Source organism: Alkalibacterium thalassium (assembly GCF_900101165.1).
GTDB lineage: Bacteria > Bacillota > Bacilli > Lactobacillales > Carnobacteriaceae_A > Alkalibacterium > Alkalibacterium indicireducens.
In genome coordinates, this window is sequence record NZ_FNFK01000049.1 from 1 (window position 1) to 14,819 (window position 14,819).

18 protein-coding genes are annotated in these 14,819 nt (G+C 42.2%); 13 read left to right on the forward strand and 5 right to left on the reverse strand.

Translation table 11 applies throughout. The annotated features are described in order from the left end of the window. The 7 genes from BLR76_RS09035 to BLR76_RS11865 all read left to right on the forward strand — a co-directional run. A partial coding sequence (locus BLR76_RS09035) for a zinc ribbon domain-containing protein (RefSeq protein ID WP_143009181.1) occupies positions 1-207 on the forward strand: 207 nt, incomplete at its 5' end. A gap of 218 nt (positions 208-425) precedes the next feature. Continuing rightward, positions 426-809 carry an SMU1112c/YaeR family gloxylase I-like metalloprotein gene (gene gloA2 / locus BLR76_RS09040; protein WP_091268316.1) on the forward strand — a complete coding sequence of 128 codons (384 nt, stop codon included), beginning with the start codon at positions 426-428 and terminating at the stop codon, positions 807-809. A 274-nt stretch (positions 810-1,083) separates the two neighbouring features. Continuing rightward, positions 1,084-1,470 carry a lactoylglutathione lyase gene (gene gloA / locus BLR76_RS09045; protein ID WP_091268318.1) on the forward strand — a complete coding sequence of 129 codons (387 nt, stop codon included), beginning with the start codon at positions 1,084-1,086 and terminating at the stop codon, positions 1,468-1,470. Between the two features lie 55 nt (positions 1,471-1,525). Next, positions 1,526-3,142 (forward strand): gamma-glutamyltransferase, encoded by a 1,617-nt coding sequence (ggt, locus tag BLR76_RS09050; RefSeq protein WP_091268320.1) that lies wholly within the window; start codon positions 1,526-1,528, stop codon positions 3,140-3,142. A 34-nt stretch (positions 3,143-3,176) separates the two neighbouring features. Next, positions 3,177-4,052: an ROK family protein gene (locus BLR76_RS09055; RefSeq protein WP_091268321.1), complete on the forward strand. Its 876-nt coding sequence runs from the start codon at positions 3,177-3,179 to the stop codon at positions 4,050-4,052. Between the two features lie 26 nt (positions 4,053-4,078). Beyond that, positions 4,079-4,714, forward strand: coding sequence for an SGNH/GDSL hydrolase family protein (locus BLR76_RS09060; protein ID WP_091268323.1), 636 nt, complete (start codon positions 4,079-4,081; stop codon positions 4,712-4,714). Positions 4,715-5,003: 289 nt separating this feature from the next. Beyond that, entirely contained in the window at positions 5,004-5,150 is a 147-nt protein-coding gene (locus BLR76_RS11865) for a hypothetical protein (RefSeq protein WP_176759674.1), read from the forward strand. Between the two features lie 311 nt (positions 5,151-5,461). On the opposite strand, the gene tnpB is transcribed toward BLR76_RS11865, so the two are convergent. Next, a complete protein-coding gene (tnpB, locus tag BLR76_RS09065; protein ID WP_091268325.1) occupies positions 5,462-6,607 on the reverse strand; it encodes an IS200/IS605 family element RNA-guided endonuclease TnpB in 1,146 nt (381 codons plus the stop codon). A gap of 78 nt (positions 6,608-6,685) precedes the next feature. On the opposite strand from tnpB, the gene BLR76_RS11870 reads away from it, so the two are divergent. Together BLR76_RS11870 and BLR76_RS09070 are read left to right on the forward strand one after the other, a co-directional pair. Beyond that, positions 6,686-6,838, forward strand: a complete 153-nt coding sequence (locus tag BLR76_RS11870; protein WP_176759675.1) for a hypothetical protein — start codon at positions 6,686-6,688, stop codon at positions 6,836-6,838. A gap of 145 nt (positions 6,839-6,983) precedes the next feature. Continuing rightward, on the forward strand, positions 6,984-7,460 hold the full coding sequence (locus tag BLR76_RS09070; protein ID WP_091268327.1) for a YrhK family protein: 477 nt from the start codon (positions 6,984-6,986) through the stop codon (positions 7,458-7,460). 21 nt (positions 7,461-7,481) lie between these two features. On the opposite strand, the gene spx is transcribed toward BLR76_RS09070, so the two are convergent. Then, the gene (gene spx, locus BLR76_RS09075) at positions 7,482-7,892 is read right to left on the reverse strand and encodes a transcriptional regulator Spx (RefSeq protein WP_091268328.1); all 411 of its coding nucleotides are present in this window, start codon (positions 7,890-7,892) and stop codon (positions 7,482-7,484) included. Positions 7,893-8,183: 291 nt separating this feature from the next. Here spx and BLR76_RS09080 point away from each other — a divergent pair, with 291 nt between their 5' ends. The 4 genes from BLR76_RS09080 (at position 8,184) to BLR76_RS09095 (ending at position 12,155) form a co-directional block, all read left to right on the forward strand. Further along, entirely contained in the window at positions 8,184-9,095 is a 912-nt protein-coding gene (locus tag BLR76_RS09080) for an aldo/keto reductase (RefSeq protein WP_091268330.1), read from the forward strand. Positions 9,096-9,191: 96 nt separating this feature from the next. Next, the gene (locus BLR76_RS09085; protein WP_091268331.1) at positions 9,192-9,494 is read left to right on the forward strand and encodes a phasin family protein; all 303 of its coding nucleotides are present in this window, start codon (positions 9,192-9,194) and stop codon (positions 9,492-9,494) included. A gap of 129 nt (positions 9,495-9,623) precedes the next feature. Beyond that, positions 9,624-11,153, forward strand: coding sequence for an ABC1 kinase family protein (locus BLR76_RS09090; protein WP_425425717.1), 1,530 nt, complete (start codon positions 9,624-9,626; stop codon positions 11,151-11,153). Positions 11,154-11,177: 24 nt separating this feature from the next. Then, a complete protein-coding gene (locus BLR76_RS09095) occupies positions 11,178-12,155 on the forward strand; it encodes an aromatic acid exporter family protein (protein WP_091268334.1) in 978 nt (325 codons plus the stop codon). A 46-nt stretch (positions 12,156-12,201) separates the two neighbouring features. Here BLR76_RS09095 and BLR76_RS09100 read toward each other — a convergent pair whose 3' ends face one another. The 3 genes from BLR76_RS09100 to BLR76_RS09110 are packed head-to-tail and all read right to left on the reverse strand — an operon-like array spanning position 12,202 to position 14,222. Then, positions 12,202-12,603 (reverse strand): hypothetical protein, encoded by a 402-nt coding sequence (locus tag BLR76_RS09100; protein ID WP_091268335.1) that lies wholly within the window; start codon positions 12,601-12,603, stop codon positions 12,202-12,204. A 5-nt stretch (positions 12,604-12,608) separates the two neighbouring features. After that, positions 12,609-13,598: a flotillin-like protein FloA gene (gene floA, locus BLR76_RS09105; RefSeq protein WP_091268336.1), complete on the reverse strand. Its 990-nt coding sequence runs from the start codon at positions 13,596-13,598 to the stop codon at positions 12,609-12,611. A 15-nt stretch (positions 13,599-13,613) separates the two neighbouring features. After that, positions 13,614-14,222, reverse strand: a complete 609-nt coding sequence (locus BLR76_RS09110; protein WP_091268337.1) for an NfeD family protein — start codon at positions 14,220-14,222, stop codon at positions 13,614-13,616. Positions 14,223-14,819 lie beyond the last annotated feature (597 nt).

A 14,819-nucleotide genomic window follows, 5' to 3' on the forward strand; every position in this document is an offset into this window, starting at 1 on the left:
GCGGAGTGGCATAACCGCTCTCTAGTTAAAGTCAGTCAGTGGTATCCTTCCAGTCAACTGTGCTCGTCTTGTGGGCATAACGCCGGGAAGAAACATCTGCATATCAGAGAGTGGATCTGCCCAGAATGCAAAGCGCATCATGACAGAGATATCAATGCAAGTATCAATATTTTAAACGAAGGCATTAAAATACTACAGTTTGTCTAACACACTCCAACCGTAGGGACTACGGGGGTAGCCTGGTAAATAAAAGCAACCGCTGATACTCTATTAAACAAGTGTGTCAAGTCTACTTTGTTCCCAGGAATCTCCCACTTCTAAGCGTGAGCGAAAGTGGGGGTAGTTCAACATAATACTATACGCTTATTGAAACGTAAAAGCAAAGGGACATAGACCATAACTTTTAAAGAAAGAAGGAACAGAATATGTTTAATGGAATTCATCATGTGGCGATCATTGCAAGTGATTATGACCGGTCTAAAGCTTTTTATACACAAACGCTCGGTCTGACTATCATCAGAGAAGTGTACAGAGAGGAAAGAGAATCATATAAGTTGGACCTGGAAGCTGGTAATGCTCAAATTGAACTCTTTTCATTCCCAGATCCTCCAGCTAGAGCGAATGGACCTGAAGCGGTAGGGTTGAGACACTTATGTTTCGAAGTGGATGATGTAGTAGAAGCAAAACGACAGCTGGAAAGCAAGGGAATCGAAGTAGAAGAGGTAAGAACGGATCCCTATACTGGAAGATTGTTCACTTTCTTCAAGGATCCGGATGGGCTCCCATTGGAACTTTATGAGAGAAGCTGAACGCAAAAAAGAACCCCTGTTTCCGCAGGGGCTCTTTTGCATAGAAAGGAGATGATTTATGAAAAAGAAAACTAGTAGTACTGCTACTAACTTTGTTTCTAAGTAAATGATAACGCATTCATTTTAGATAGTCAAGCCTTTATCAGATATTCAGTAAATTAATTATAACGCTTTCGAAAAAGTGAGGATATAAGCTGCCCCTCATACATGTTTGCTTGACGGTCTGATGAAAGTAAGGCAAAATGAAAACATAATCATTTAGGAGGAATCACCGATGAGAAAAAGAATGCTGCACACTTGCGTAAGAGTAAAGGATCTGGACAAGTCATTAGCTTTTTATAAAGATGTTCTGGGAATGAAAGAAGTTCGCCGTCTGGATTATCCCGACTACAAGTTCACCCTGGTTTATCTGGCATTGCCTGGAGATGAAGTGGAGCTGGAGCTGACATATAATTATGATCAGGAAGAACCGTATGATCTGGGAAATGGATACGGGCATATTGCAATAGGCGTAGAGAACCTTAAAGATACTCACGAAGAGTTTAGTCAGTCTGGGCAGGATGTTACAGAGTTGACTGAATTATCTGACGGTGCAGCATCTTACTTCTTTATTAAGGATCCTGATGGATATAAGATCGAGATTATTCAGTTGAAAGATTAATTTGTTTTATGTATCGGGTCTAGGATCCGATACTACATATGAGGGGAGAAATAAAATGGGGAGTGCAAACTGCGACACAGGGGCATTTCATTATGCATCACGAAGAGAGCTAGCGGTAGGTAAAAATGGAATGGTTGCTACATCACATCCGCTAGCTGCACAAGTCGGGCTCGACATACTGAAAAGAGGTGGAAATGCCATCGATGCAGCCATAGCAACTGCTGCGACACTTACTGTTGTGGAGCCAGGATCGAACGGCATCGGAGGAGACAGTTTCAGCATATTATGGAAAGACGGAGAACTGCATGGGCTGAATTCCAGTGGGCCATCTCCTGAAGGGTTGGATCCAGATCCATACCTGACAAAAGAAAAGGACTTTCCAACTTTTGGCATCAATGCAGTCACTGTTCCTGGCGTTCCAGCCGGATGGGCTGCTCTAAGTGAAGAACATGGGAAACTTCCCCTTAAAGAAGTGCTGGAACCTGCTGCGAAAATAGCTGAAGAAGGATATGTGATTACCCATACAGTTTCCCAAGCATTTCAACGCACCTTCAAACGATTCACTAAAGAGAAAGACAATCACCCGGAACTCGAGACCTGGTTCAAGGTCTTTGCGCCAGAAGGTAAAGCTAAACATGCCCTGGATATCATTAAACTTCCGGGACATGCCAGAGGTTTGAGGCTTATCGGTGAAACAGGAGCGGATGCTTTCTATAAAGGCGAGATTGCTGAAGCCATCGATTCGTTTTCCAAAGAATATGGTGGAAGCTTAAGACTGGTCGATCTAAAATCGTTCAAACCAGAATGGGTCGATCCTATTTCCGTGGACTATAAAAGCTACAAAGTCTGGGAGATGCCGCCAAATGGCCAAGGGATTGTTACGTTAATGGCACTAAATACGCTTAAGCATCTGGAACTCGCTGGTAAAGATGATGCGGAGACGCTGCATAAGCAGATCGAAGCAATCAAACTGGCTTTTGCTGATGGGAATCTAACTGTTTCCGATCCTGGGAGGATGACGGTAAGTTCAGAGGAGCTGCTTTCTAAATCATATGCCAAGGAAAGAGCAGATTTAATCAGCCATGACGCCATCGATGCCGTGCCAGGTATCAGTGATTTATCCGGAACTGTCTATCTTGCTGCAGCAGACGCTGACGGAAATATGATTTCATACATTCAAAGTAATTACATGGGCTTCGGTTCAGGGGCAGTCATACCAGAATATGGCATCAGTCTTAATAACCGGGCCGTTGGGTTCACGAAAGAAAAAGGGCATGTCAATTCTCTGGCACCGGGCAAGAGGCCGTTCAATACGATCATTCCAGGTTTTCTGACTAAAGAGGGCCAGCCAGTGGGACCATTTGGAGTGATGGGTGGACACATGCAGCCTCAAGGTCATCTTCAAGTGATCCAGTCCATGATTGATTTCGGGCTGAATCCTCAGGATGCTCTAGACAAACCAAGATGGCAGTGGGTCAAAGGGCGGAAAGTACTCGTTGAACCTGAAATCCCATTTTCTGTACTGACAGATCTGAAACGCCGGGGACACGACATAGAAGTGACTCTTGAAAAAGGTCAGTTCGGAAGGGGTCAGATTATTTTAAGAAACAAAAATGGTGTGCTGATCGGAGGGACAGAACCGAGAACGGATGGAACGGTTGCTGTCTGGTAAACAGATAAATTATAAGCGAAGGTGGAGAGGTATAATGGCAGTACTGGCTTTTGATATCGGAGGAACGTCAGTGAAGCATGGAGTCTGGTCTGATGAATCTTTGTCAGATAAAGGAAAGTTTAAAACACCCCAGACCTGGACTGAAATGAAGGCTCAACTTTCTCGTGTGAAAGAAGAGGCTGACTTGACATACAGCCTCGAAGGAGTCGCATTTTCTGCTCCCGGAGCGGTCAATCAGATCGACAGGCAGATAGAAGGGGTCAGCGCAGTCAGATACCTCCACTTCTTTCCTATATATGATGAACTTGAGGAAATGTTTGGACTTCCTGTGTCGTTTGAAAATGATGCAAACAGTGCAGGTCTGGCTGAAGTATGGAAAGGAGCTGCCAAAGATAACGACAATGTTCTATTTATAGTGATTGGAACAGGAATCGGGGGAGCAGTTATTGTCAATAAAAAAGTCCATCATGGGTCGCATTTGTTTGGTGGAGAATTCGGCTTTATGTTACTTAATGAAACAAAGGCGTTCAGTCAGGTTGGCACAGCTGTGGCTATGTCCCGCCGTTATGCAGATCGAATGGGGATAGGTTACGATGATATAGATGGAAAGGCTGTGTTTGAACTTGCCAGCCAGGGGGATGCCATCGCTAAAGAAGAAGTTGACACCTTTTTCATGTATCTGACTATGGGAATGTATAATTTAGCTTACGCATTTGACCCTGAAAAAATTGTTATCGGAGGAGGGGTGTCCAGTATGGAAGGCATCCTTGAGCGGATCGAAGTCGAATTTGACTCTTTATTTGCGCGCCTGCAGCATACGCCGTTCCGACCAGTCATTGAAACATGTGAGTTTAAAAATGATGCGAACCTTATTGGAGCCGTCTATAACTTTATACAGAAGAATAAATAGACAAGACAGCTTCTAGGAGGAAAATAATGAAAATAAACAAAAATGATACGCTGCTGTTCATCGGTGACAGCATAACAGACGTCGGACGTGATCGTATGGACGGCAAAGATTTAGGCAAGGGCTTTCCTTTGATGATTGCCTCGCATCTTCAGTCAAGATACCCATCAAAAAGGCTGACGATCCTAAATAGGGGTATTGGTGGAGACAGCCTGAAAGATCTGAAAAGGCGATGGGAGGATGACTGCCTGATCATTAATCCGGATATCGTTACTTTACTCATAGGCATAAATGATACCTGGCGAAATCAGAATGACGGAGTGGAATTGACAGAAGAAGAACTGGAGGAATTTGAGTCAGACTACCGATTCCTTCTGAAATCGCTTCACCAAAGGACGGATGCTCGAGTTATTTTAATGGAGCCGTTCGTCCTGCCTTATCCGAAGGACAGAGTAGGATGGAGGAATGATCTCGATAAACGGATTCAGATTGTCAGGAAAATGGCGAGAGATTACCAGACTGAACTCATTCCACTGGATGGTCTTTTGAATGCGGCTGGAATACGTGACGGGTTTAGCTATTATACAGGAGATGATGGCGTCCATCCGACTGTAGCCGGTCATGGACTGATCGCGAGCAGCTGGCTGAAATCTTTTGATGAATAAATGCTTGCGTAACCTTTCAGAATATGATAAAGTACTTGTTATGCGATGAGTCGAGGACTCCATAGTTTATGGAGACTCTGCACGATACAGATGCTTGAGCATCACAACAGGAAGTTGGTATCGGAGGAAGAATTGATGTGAACTTTTCTTTCTCGCTTATAATATGAAAATAATATAAGTTGCGAAAAAAGCACGGGCCCCTTGGTCCGTGCTTTTTTGTATCATGCAAATAAAAAGACAGTTAGCCATGTAATCTTTCAGACGGTTAATTGAGTTAATAAGTAAATTAATGGTTGAATTATTCCTAGTTGAAGGAACAAATGACACGGCTGGTGCGGATGACTCTATTTCATCAGGGGTTCTGGTATACGGTGCAATAATTGCTGTCATTCTTACAGCAGTTATATCAGTTATCTATTTAAGAAAAAGAAATTAGATGTACGAAAACGAGGGAAGATTTGTATGAAAAAACAAGCTCCCCCCCTGTTTTTTTAAGTGTTTGGTGCGATGTACATGGGGATTGCCCTTTCAATCATCCCACTAATCCTGCTCTATACATTCCTCTCCCGATATATTATCGGAGGCGTCACAGCAGGTGGTGTCAAACAGTAGAAAAGCAAGGAGATCACCTTTTAGAGGGGGTCTCTTTTTCTATGCGTATAACTTTTGAACTCCCCCCACTTACTCGCTAACGCTCCTTGAAGTGGGGGATTCCTGAGAACACCAACCTATCGGTCGGTTACTTTATCAGGCTAACCCCGTAATCCCTACGGTTAATCGCAACGCTTCGTTGCGAAGATTCATGCTTGCGTTAATATCTCTATCGTGATGACTATTGCACTCAGGGCAAGCCCATTCACGGACAGTGAGATTCTTAACGGCTTTGTTTTGGTAGCCACAATTTGAACACAATTGGCTGGATGGAAAGTTTTTCGCCACAGTGACAACTTGTTTGCCGTACCAGTCTGCTTTGTATTTAAGCATAGTCCGGAACTCTGACCATGAGACTTCGCTGATGGCTTTACTCAACTTGCGGTTCTTTACCATGTTCGACACCTGCAAACCTTCGATACCGATGATGTCGTGGTTTTTGACAATCTCGGTTGAGATTTTGTGCAAGTAGTCGGTTCGGGCGTTGACCATCTTTTCGTAGAGGCAAGCGACTTTCTGTTTTTGCTTCTGGTAATTCTTTGCATCGAGCAACGGACAGTTTCGTTTGATAGCCAACTCCCGTCTACGGGCAAGCTTCTTCTGCTCTTTCGCTAACTTCTGCTCGATTTTGCGGAAGAACTTCGGATTTTGATAGACTGTACCATCTGACAGAATGGCGAAGTCTTTCAATCCGACATCAATACCCACAGCAGAACCCGTCTTATCTATTTGTTCGATTTCAGTTTCGACTAAAAGAGAGACAAAGTATTTGCCGCTCGGCTTGCGTCTGACGGTGGCATTCAAAATACGTCCGTCTACGTCGTAACTTTTGGCGAACCGCACCAGACCAAGTTTCGGCAATTTAATGTGATTGCCGACAATCGCAATATTACCATTTGTGCATTTGGTCGTGTAGGACTGCACGGCATTCTTCTTCGACTTGAAGCGTGGAGCCTTGTTCTGCTTTCTAAAAAAACACTTGAACGAATCATCGAGATGACGTAACGCCGATTGCAATGAGATACTATCCACTTCTCTTAGCCAGTCGATTTCTTTCTTTAGTTCGGTCAGTTGAGCGGAGCAGGAATTGTAGCTCAGTCCTTTGCCCGTGCTTTCGTACAGCTCGTTCCATTTTGCAAGGAAATGGTTGAAGACGAACCGACTGCACCCAATCGTCTTCGCAATCAGGATTTCCTGCTCTTTGTTCGGGTAGATGCGGAACTTATAGGCTTTGTGTCTCATTGATTTCCACCCCCTTTAAATGATATACTTATTGTATCATTTAAGATATTATTTGTATATCATTAAGGAGTGAAAACAATGGAAAAGCAATCAGTTATTTTACGATTTCCGAAGACATTGCTCGATAGGGTGGACAAGTACAAAGAGCAGAAAGGGTTCGGTACTCGTACTCAAACAATTTTTCACTTGATTCAAACAGCACTCGAACAATCGGACAATCGGGACGGCTAAAGCCACCTCGTGTCCGAAGCCGATTCATCCCCCACTTTACACTTCGTAAGAAGTGGGGGTCTTCTCGGCTATTTTAGATAAAAGCTTAAGATATATGCTAGAGTAAGGGTAAGTAAGAGATTATCAGTGTCGGAGGGAAGTATAGATGCCTACAATAGAGACAAAAGAGCACGATGTGAGTCCTGGAAAAGAAGAAGACGTTATAGTCAAAGCTGGAAGGTTCAGAATTTATTTCCAAAACTACTACACAATTATTTCTCTTGGAAATGATTTATTTACAGGTATTCTCTACCTCACAGGTAGTCTCGTCCAGACATTCACAGATCTGGATACAGTTGGAATGTATTTGTATATTTTTGCCAGTTTCTTTCTACTGATGCGGCCGATACTTAAAATCATGCATAATGTATTTTTGTACAGTGAAGAAGAATATAGACGCAAGATACTTGGAGAAGATACTGTTGAATCGGAAGATAGAGCAGAAGGAGATTCTGATAAACCGACAAAAGAAGTTGAAATAAAAAGTGACTCTTCAGATGAAGGAGAAAATAAAGGAGAAAATGAAGAAATTGAAAAAGACTACAATGATGATTATTATGAGGATGAAAAAAAAGATGAGTAGAGGGACACCCTACTCATCTTTTTATGCGGTTTCTTCTACAGCCAGTTTACGATGTATTTCTGCCAGTTCAAGTTCTCTTACTTTGCGAGGCAGGAAGCATCGAATCTCTTCTTCGTTATACCCAATCTGCAGGCGTCGGTCATCCATAATAATTGGGCGTCTAATCAGACTTGGTTCATTTTCGAATAATTCAAGTAATTCATTTAGAGATAGATCGTCAATATCTTCAGACAGTGCCTGATAGGCCTGAGAGCGATATGAAATGAGTTCACTGGTGCCTTCTTCTGTAAGGCTGAGTATCTGCTTAATTTCTTCTTTCGTCAACGGTTCATGGAAGATATTCTTTTCATTAAATTCTAAATTCTGTTCTTCTAACCACGCTTTAGCTTTTCGACAAGATGTACAACTTGGGGATACGTATAATGTAATCATTAGTCACTACTCCTTTATAAAAAGTCTCGCTCGTGCATTTTATGTAGAACATGTTGAAAGAATAAAATGTGAACGTTTTGTTACAATTTCAATTCTAAGAGTAAACAGAAGAAAATGCAACACTATTTGACACTTTTTTGTCACAAGTATCGTTTTTTAAAGTTAGACACTTATTTGTCATATTCTTGTCACAATGTAATTTTAATTTTAAATACTCTGTACCAAACAATAGTCGCGTTATTTATCTTCTCGGAGTACACTGATTATAGTACAATTGACAGGAGGAAAACGATGAATAAAATACAATTAGGCACATCAGATTTATCGGTATCTGAAGTGGCGCTGGGCTGTATGCGAATGGATAAACTGAATAGTAAGGAAGCGGCTGGTGTCATAAATGCTGCTTTTGAATCCGGTGTCAATTTCTATGATCATGCGGATATTTACGGTGGAGGAGAGTCTGAGAAGCGATTTGCACAGGCGCTTGAACTGACATCAATCAAACGTGATGATATTATCTTACAGTCGAAGGCGGGGATTCGATCCGGCTATTATGATTTTTCTAAAGAACATCTAATAAACTCAGTTGAGGGGATCCTTAATAGACTCGATACAGACTATATAGATGTCCTGCTGCTTCACCGACCGGATGCACTTGTCGAACCTGAAGAAGTGGCTGAGGCTTTCGATACTTTACACAGTTCTGGGAAAGTGAGGCAGTTCGGTGTGAGCAACCACAGTCCGTATCAGATCGAGCTGCTGAAAAGGCATGTCAAACAGGACTTGATTGCGAATCAGCTTCAATTAAGTGTCATGCATACTGGAATGATCGATGCCGGGGTTCAGGTGAACACGAAGCAGAAGGGATCGATCGACCATGATCGTGCAATCCTTGATTACTGCAGGCTGAATGACATAACTGTACAGCCATGGTCCCCTGTTCACGGTCCGGACGGTGTATTCTTGAACCATCCTGATTATGGTGAGGTCAATGAAACCTTGAAATTACTCGCTGATAAATATGAAACAGATCATGAAGCACTGGCGATTGCCTGGCTGTTAAGACATCCAGCTAAAATGCAGATAATTCTGGGAACGATGAATGAAAAACGAATCAGAAATTATTCCTCTGCATCGGAAATATCTTTAAGCCGTGAAGATTGGTATACGGTGTATAAAGCATCTGGAAATCCTCTGCCTTAGGCGAATTATCAGTGGGAATCATAGGTTTTATCTGACAATTTCTAAGGTGAGTGTTATACTGACAGTGTAAGATCAATTTGGAAGGGGTTCTTTATTATGATGGATGATATCAAAAAAGCTTTGCTGGTCGGTGTCGGATCTACGGCTATCGCACTTGAAAAAGCAGTAGAACAAGTTGACAAATTAGTCAGTCGAGGGAAATTGACCGTTGCTGAAGGTAAGAAGTTGACAGAAGAATTGATTCAAAGGAAAAATAAAGAGGTTTCTTTGGAAGAGAGAGAAACACTTGAAGCGATCTTGCTTGAAATGAATGTAGCTCAAAGAAAAGACATCGAAGACCTGGAAGCTAAGGTTGAAGAACTTGAACGCAAACTGACAGATAAATCAACTGAAGTATAATGATAAGGTGTTGATCATATCCTGGTCAGCACCTTTTTTACCTTATTGAAAGGAGGCCAACTTTTGAAAAGTAACCGTGAACGACTGACAGAAATCGCCAGTGTACTGGCATCATACGGATTCGGCCATATTTACCGGACACGAGTAAGAACTAAGCACAAAGAACAGGATGCAACAAACCTGAGACTGGCATTTGAAGAGTTGGGGCCAAGTTTCATCAAGATCGGTCAGATCATATCTACAAGACAGGATCTGCTTCCACCAGAATACATTAAGGAAATGTCTAAACTGAGAGATGATGCGCCTCCTTTTCCGTATAAAGATATCAGGCGTATTTTTAAAGAAGATTTTAAAGAGGAGCTTGAAGATGTATTTGAATGGGTTGAGCAGACCCCTCTTGCTAGTGCTTCCGTTGCTCAAGTACACAGAGCGCAACTACTGACTGGTGAACAGGTTGTTATAAAAGTCCAGCGTCCGGAAATTGAAGAAAATCTACTACGCGATATTCAGCTGTTTTCACGTATCGTATCCATAGCGCCAGAAACAGTTAAGGAAATGCTTGTCGATGCCAAGGCTGCGTTTAAAGAAATTGAAGAAACGACCAAACAAGAGCTGGATTTCAGGAATGAAGGACAGGCTCTCATCAAGTTCCGTAAATTGAACAAAGAACTGGATGCAGTTACGGCGCCCAAACCCGTTCTAACTTATACATCAAAACGGGTATTAGTTGAAGAATACGTCAAGGGAATACGTGGACTGAATCAGGAGGAGATCAGGGAAGAAGGGTATGAAAAGAAGGATATAGCAGAAAAGCTTGTCTACTCTTTTCTGTCACAGATCTTTAAGGATGGTTTTTTTCACGGTGACCCGCATCCAGGTAACCTGGTAATCAAGGAAAAGAAAATCGTGTTCATTGATTTTGGAATCGTCGGGGAACTTTCCGATAGCGTGAAAGATGATCTCATTAGCATTATGAGAGCAATTGTCTTCGAAGACTTGGATCAGCTTATGAATCTGCTTCTCCAGATGGCTATCACTAAAGAGAAGGTCGACCGGTTTGATTTCAGTGAAGATCTTCATGATTCTTACCAGTCCTATATTACCAGAAGTTTTGGGCAAATTGATCTAAGCACATTTTTTTCAGACGTGCTGCACGTGACGCATAAATATAAAATGATTATGCCTAATGACTTTATTTTACTGGCAAAGTCTCTGACTATTCTTGAAGGCGTAGTCTCTGACTTGCACCCAGATATTAATATTATGGAAATTGCTTCAACCTACATCAAGGCCAGCAATGACATCAGTCTGATTAACAAACTGTCGAAGGAAAAACTTAAAATTGGTGTCTATCAACTGGCTATGGATTCATTCAAGCTGCCTTCTACATTCAAGCGAGTACTGGATACTGTCAACAATGGCAGATTGATGGTCCATATCGATCTGGTTCATTTCGAGGATAAGTGGCGAGAAGTTAACAAGATGGTCAATCGTCTGGTCTTTGCTTTAATCATTGCTGCTCTGATCATTGCTTCTTCCGTGATATTTGTCCTTTCGGAAGGCACCGGCGTATCCTTCTTTGCGATTGCGATTTTTATAGGTGCCGGAGTTATGGGGATGTGGCTGCTCATATCCATCATTCGATCAGGAACATTGTAGCTGAAGCCAGGGGAGGGAATCTGAATGTCCATCACACATCGTACAGTAAAAATGGTTCTGGCTACGCTGCTTGCGATCTATACAGCAGATTTTCTTCAACTTGATCATACACTGGCTGCAGGGATCATAGCAATTCTGAGTCTTCTTGATACTAAAAGGGCGTCTTTTATTACTGCCTTCAAGAGGGTCGCTTCAACTGTGACCGCGTTTTTGATAGCTTCAGTCGTATTCTACCTGGCCGGGTTTTCCGTTACAGCTTTTGGACTCTATCTAATTATATATATACCTTTAGCATACCGTTTTGATCTACAATCGGGGATCGCCCCATGCTCAGTTCTTGTCACTCATTTTATTGGAGCTGGAAGCATCTCCTGGAGCTGGCAGCTTAACGGCTTTCTACTCATGACGATCGGCGCAACCAGTGCCTTGCTGCTAAATTTATGGATGCCATCTCATAAAAGTGAACTGGCTGAAAGCAAGCGTCAGGTTGATGAGGGCATCAGACTGATACTGAAGGGGATTTCTGATCGTTTATCAGGAAAGGATCTGACAGTCAAACTTACCGACCAGGTTAGGGAAGCTGAGGATCTGATCAGTGAAGCAAAAGCTCAGGCATTAAAGGACTACGATAATCAACTGTTTCATAAGAATGATTATAGTTTGAAATATGTTCAGATGCGCGGGCAGCAGCTGGCATCGATTAGAAAGATGCTGCATTCACTCCAGAACAGCGGATTGGGATCTGAGGAGGCAAGGATACTGGCCGAATTGTTCAATAGTACGTCAGAACAGCTGAACGAAAAGAACACAGGGCAGAGTCTGCTGGAAAACATTGCTGAGCTTTACAGAACGTTCAGACAGTCAGGTCTGCCGAAGAGCAGAGCTGAATTTGAAAATCGAGCCTATCTGTTCATGCTTTTAAATAATATTGAGGAGTTTATTGAAATTAAGCGATCATTCTTCGTCAGGGAAGGATCTGTTGAAGAAGAAAATGAAAAGTGACACATGTCGTTCTCCTGTCAGTCAGGAGGGGCATGTGTCACTTTTTTTAGTCGATTTCTCTTAGAGAAAGAGGTTTATCCAGTATTTCTTTATATATAATTGCCTGTTTCAGCTGGCGCTTGTCAAAATCAGTAGCTGAACGTGGGCGTTTTTTTCGATTTTTCGAAGAACTTAATGAGACGACATCTTTGATGATCGGCTCACTGTTCTTTCTCCGATCGTAGCGTTCGCGCTCCGGACGTCTTTCTCTTTGAACACGACCCGGACGGCTGTTCTGTCGCTTCTCGTTCAGAAGGTTTCGTTTTGAAGCTTCTATTTTATCGCTGCTTTCTCTGGCTTCAGGATTCTGAGCAGTTTTTTTAGCAGTTTTTGAAAACAGAGAAGCTACACTAGAAACAATCACAAAAAATATAAAAAGCTGAACGATCCATACGATTAAGAATCCCATTTATATCACTCTTCTTCTTCAGTTGACTGGTCAGAAATGGCTGATCTCATATCTGTATCGGCATTGATGTTTTTCATTTTATAGTAATCCATGACACCTAAGTTGCCGCTTCTTAGTGCTTCAGCCATGGCCAATGGTACTTCAGCTTCAGATTCAACCACTTTGGCACGCATTTTCTGAGTTTCAGCACGCATTTCCTGTTCCTGAGCGATCGCCATTGAGCGACGTTCTTCAGCTTTAGCCTGTGCAATATTTTTGTCGGCTTCAGCTTGCTCAGTCTGAAGTTTAGCTCCGATATTACGTCCGACATCAATGTCGGCAATGTCTATGGACAGGATTTCAAAAGCTGTACCAGAGTCCAGGCCTTTGCTTAATACAGTTTTAGAGATCATATCCGGATTTTCCAGTACATCAGAGTGTTTGTCAGCAGAACCGACGGTAGTTACGACCCCTTCACCGACACGGGCAATGATCGTATCTTCTCCAGCACCCCCGACTAAGCGTTCAATGTTGGCACGTACGGTAACTTTAGCTTTTGCAACGATTTCGATTCCGTCTTTAGCTACGGCTGCGATATCAGGTGTAACAATAACTTTAGGGTTAACCGATACTTGTACAGCTTCAAATACATTACGTCCAGCCAAGTCGATGGCTGCTGCTTTTTCAAATTCCAGTTCAATTTCAGCTCTGTGTGAAGCAATCAATGCATCTATAACTGCGTTGACATTACCACCAGCAAGAAAGTGAGCTTCCAGTTCGTTCGTACTCAAGGATAGCCCGGCTTTAGTTGCTTTAATTAGAGGACGGATGATTGCATGTGGACTAACTTGACGCAGGCGCATACCTACTAATGTACCGATTCCTACCTTGACTCCTGAGAAATAAGCGGTCACCCAAAGTCCAACGGGTACAAAACGAAGGAAGATACTGATGAAAATCAGTATGATGACAGCGGTTATAATGATACCTACAAACCCATTATCTAATACATCCATATATATTCTCCTATTCTATTTTTTTCTGACAGTAATTTTTGTGCCTTTTACTTTTTCTACAATGACTTTGGTGCCTTTAGAAATATGACCATCTACACTCAGAACATCATAAGAGCGTGGGTCGTCCTGAAACGTCACTTTTCCTGATGGACGGAGGGGAGTTTGTGCTTCACCTTCAAGTCCTTCAGTAATGGTCTGTTTGTCAGACTCAGATTCTTTATCAGCAGATCGTTCAGCCAAGTTCGTCTGAAGGATCAACTTATTTACATTAGTCAGTGAGTATCCATTCTTAATCAGATAAAAGACTACACCCGAAGTGATAACCACAGACAAGCTGAGATCCCGGACTGTCTGTCCGATATCACCGATTGTCAGATACAGTCCTGATATGAGCAGTATAATACCAACTATACCTGCTAATCCGAATTCCGGTACGAATATCTCAAAAACGATCAGAAGTAAACCGGCAGTGAACAATATTAAGGGTAACCATGTTTCAATACCGATGAACCAGAAATAGACAGCTAAACTGACTAGAGTCAATCCCATCCCACTTTTAATAAAAGGGGTAAGGATAGCTAATGTGACACCAATGAAGCCAAGTCCTAAAAGAATTCCTTCCATAATGATTTGCCTCCTTCCTTAGTGAATCGAGGTTACCTGTTTGCAAGTTCATCATACCATTTTAACATTCTTATGTCATCGGTCGGAGGGCGTATCTGACTAATTATTTATAATCCAAAATGAGAAAAAGTATAAGAGAAAAAATTTGGTAATGCGACTATAATAGGTTACAATGATACTAAAGATAGTCTGAATTAAAATGATTAAAGAAAAGTTAGAGACAAGTAGACTAGTATAACGGGAACTGTCAAATTTTTTATGAAAACTAAAAATTAAAGGTGGTGAAGGCCCACTGACTATACCAATCGGAGCCGCATTTGCCCTTGACAAACACTTGAATGGTTTCAGTTAAGGTCACAAGGGTGACGGTAGACAAATCAAAGGCATGACAAATACACCCTTGAATTTAACCAGTTTAAACCATTCAAAAGTTCGGTTTGTCAAGGGTTCGCTTTGCCAAATGCTCATGTTCTTTTTCGTGCTGATGTAGACCACTTCGGGATCAGGTGCCAAATCAGGCGACACTTTGCACATACGTCTGTGCGAGCTCAATGATTTTCAGCCATTTCGCTGGCATATGTGGTTGCTTTTGGACTT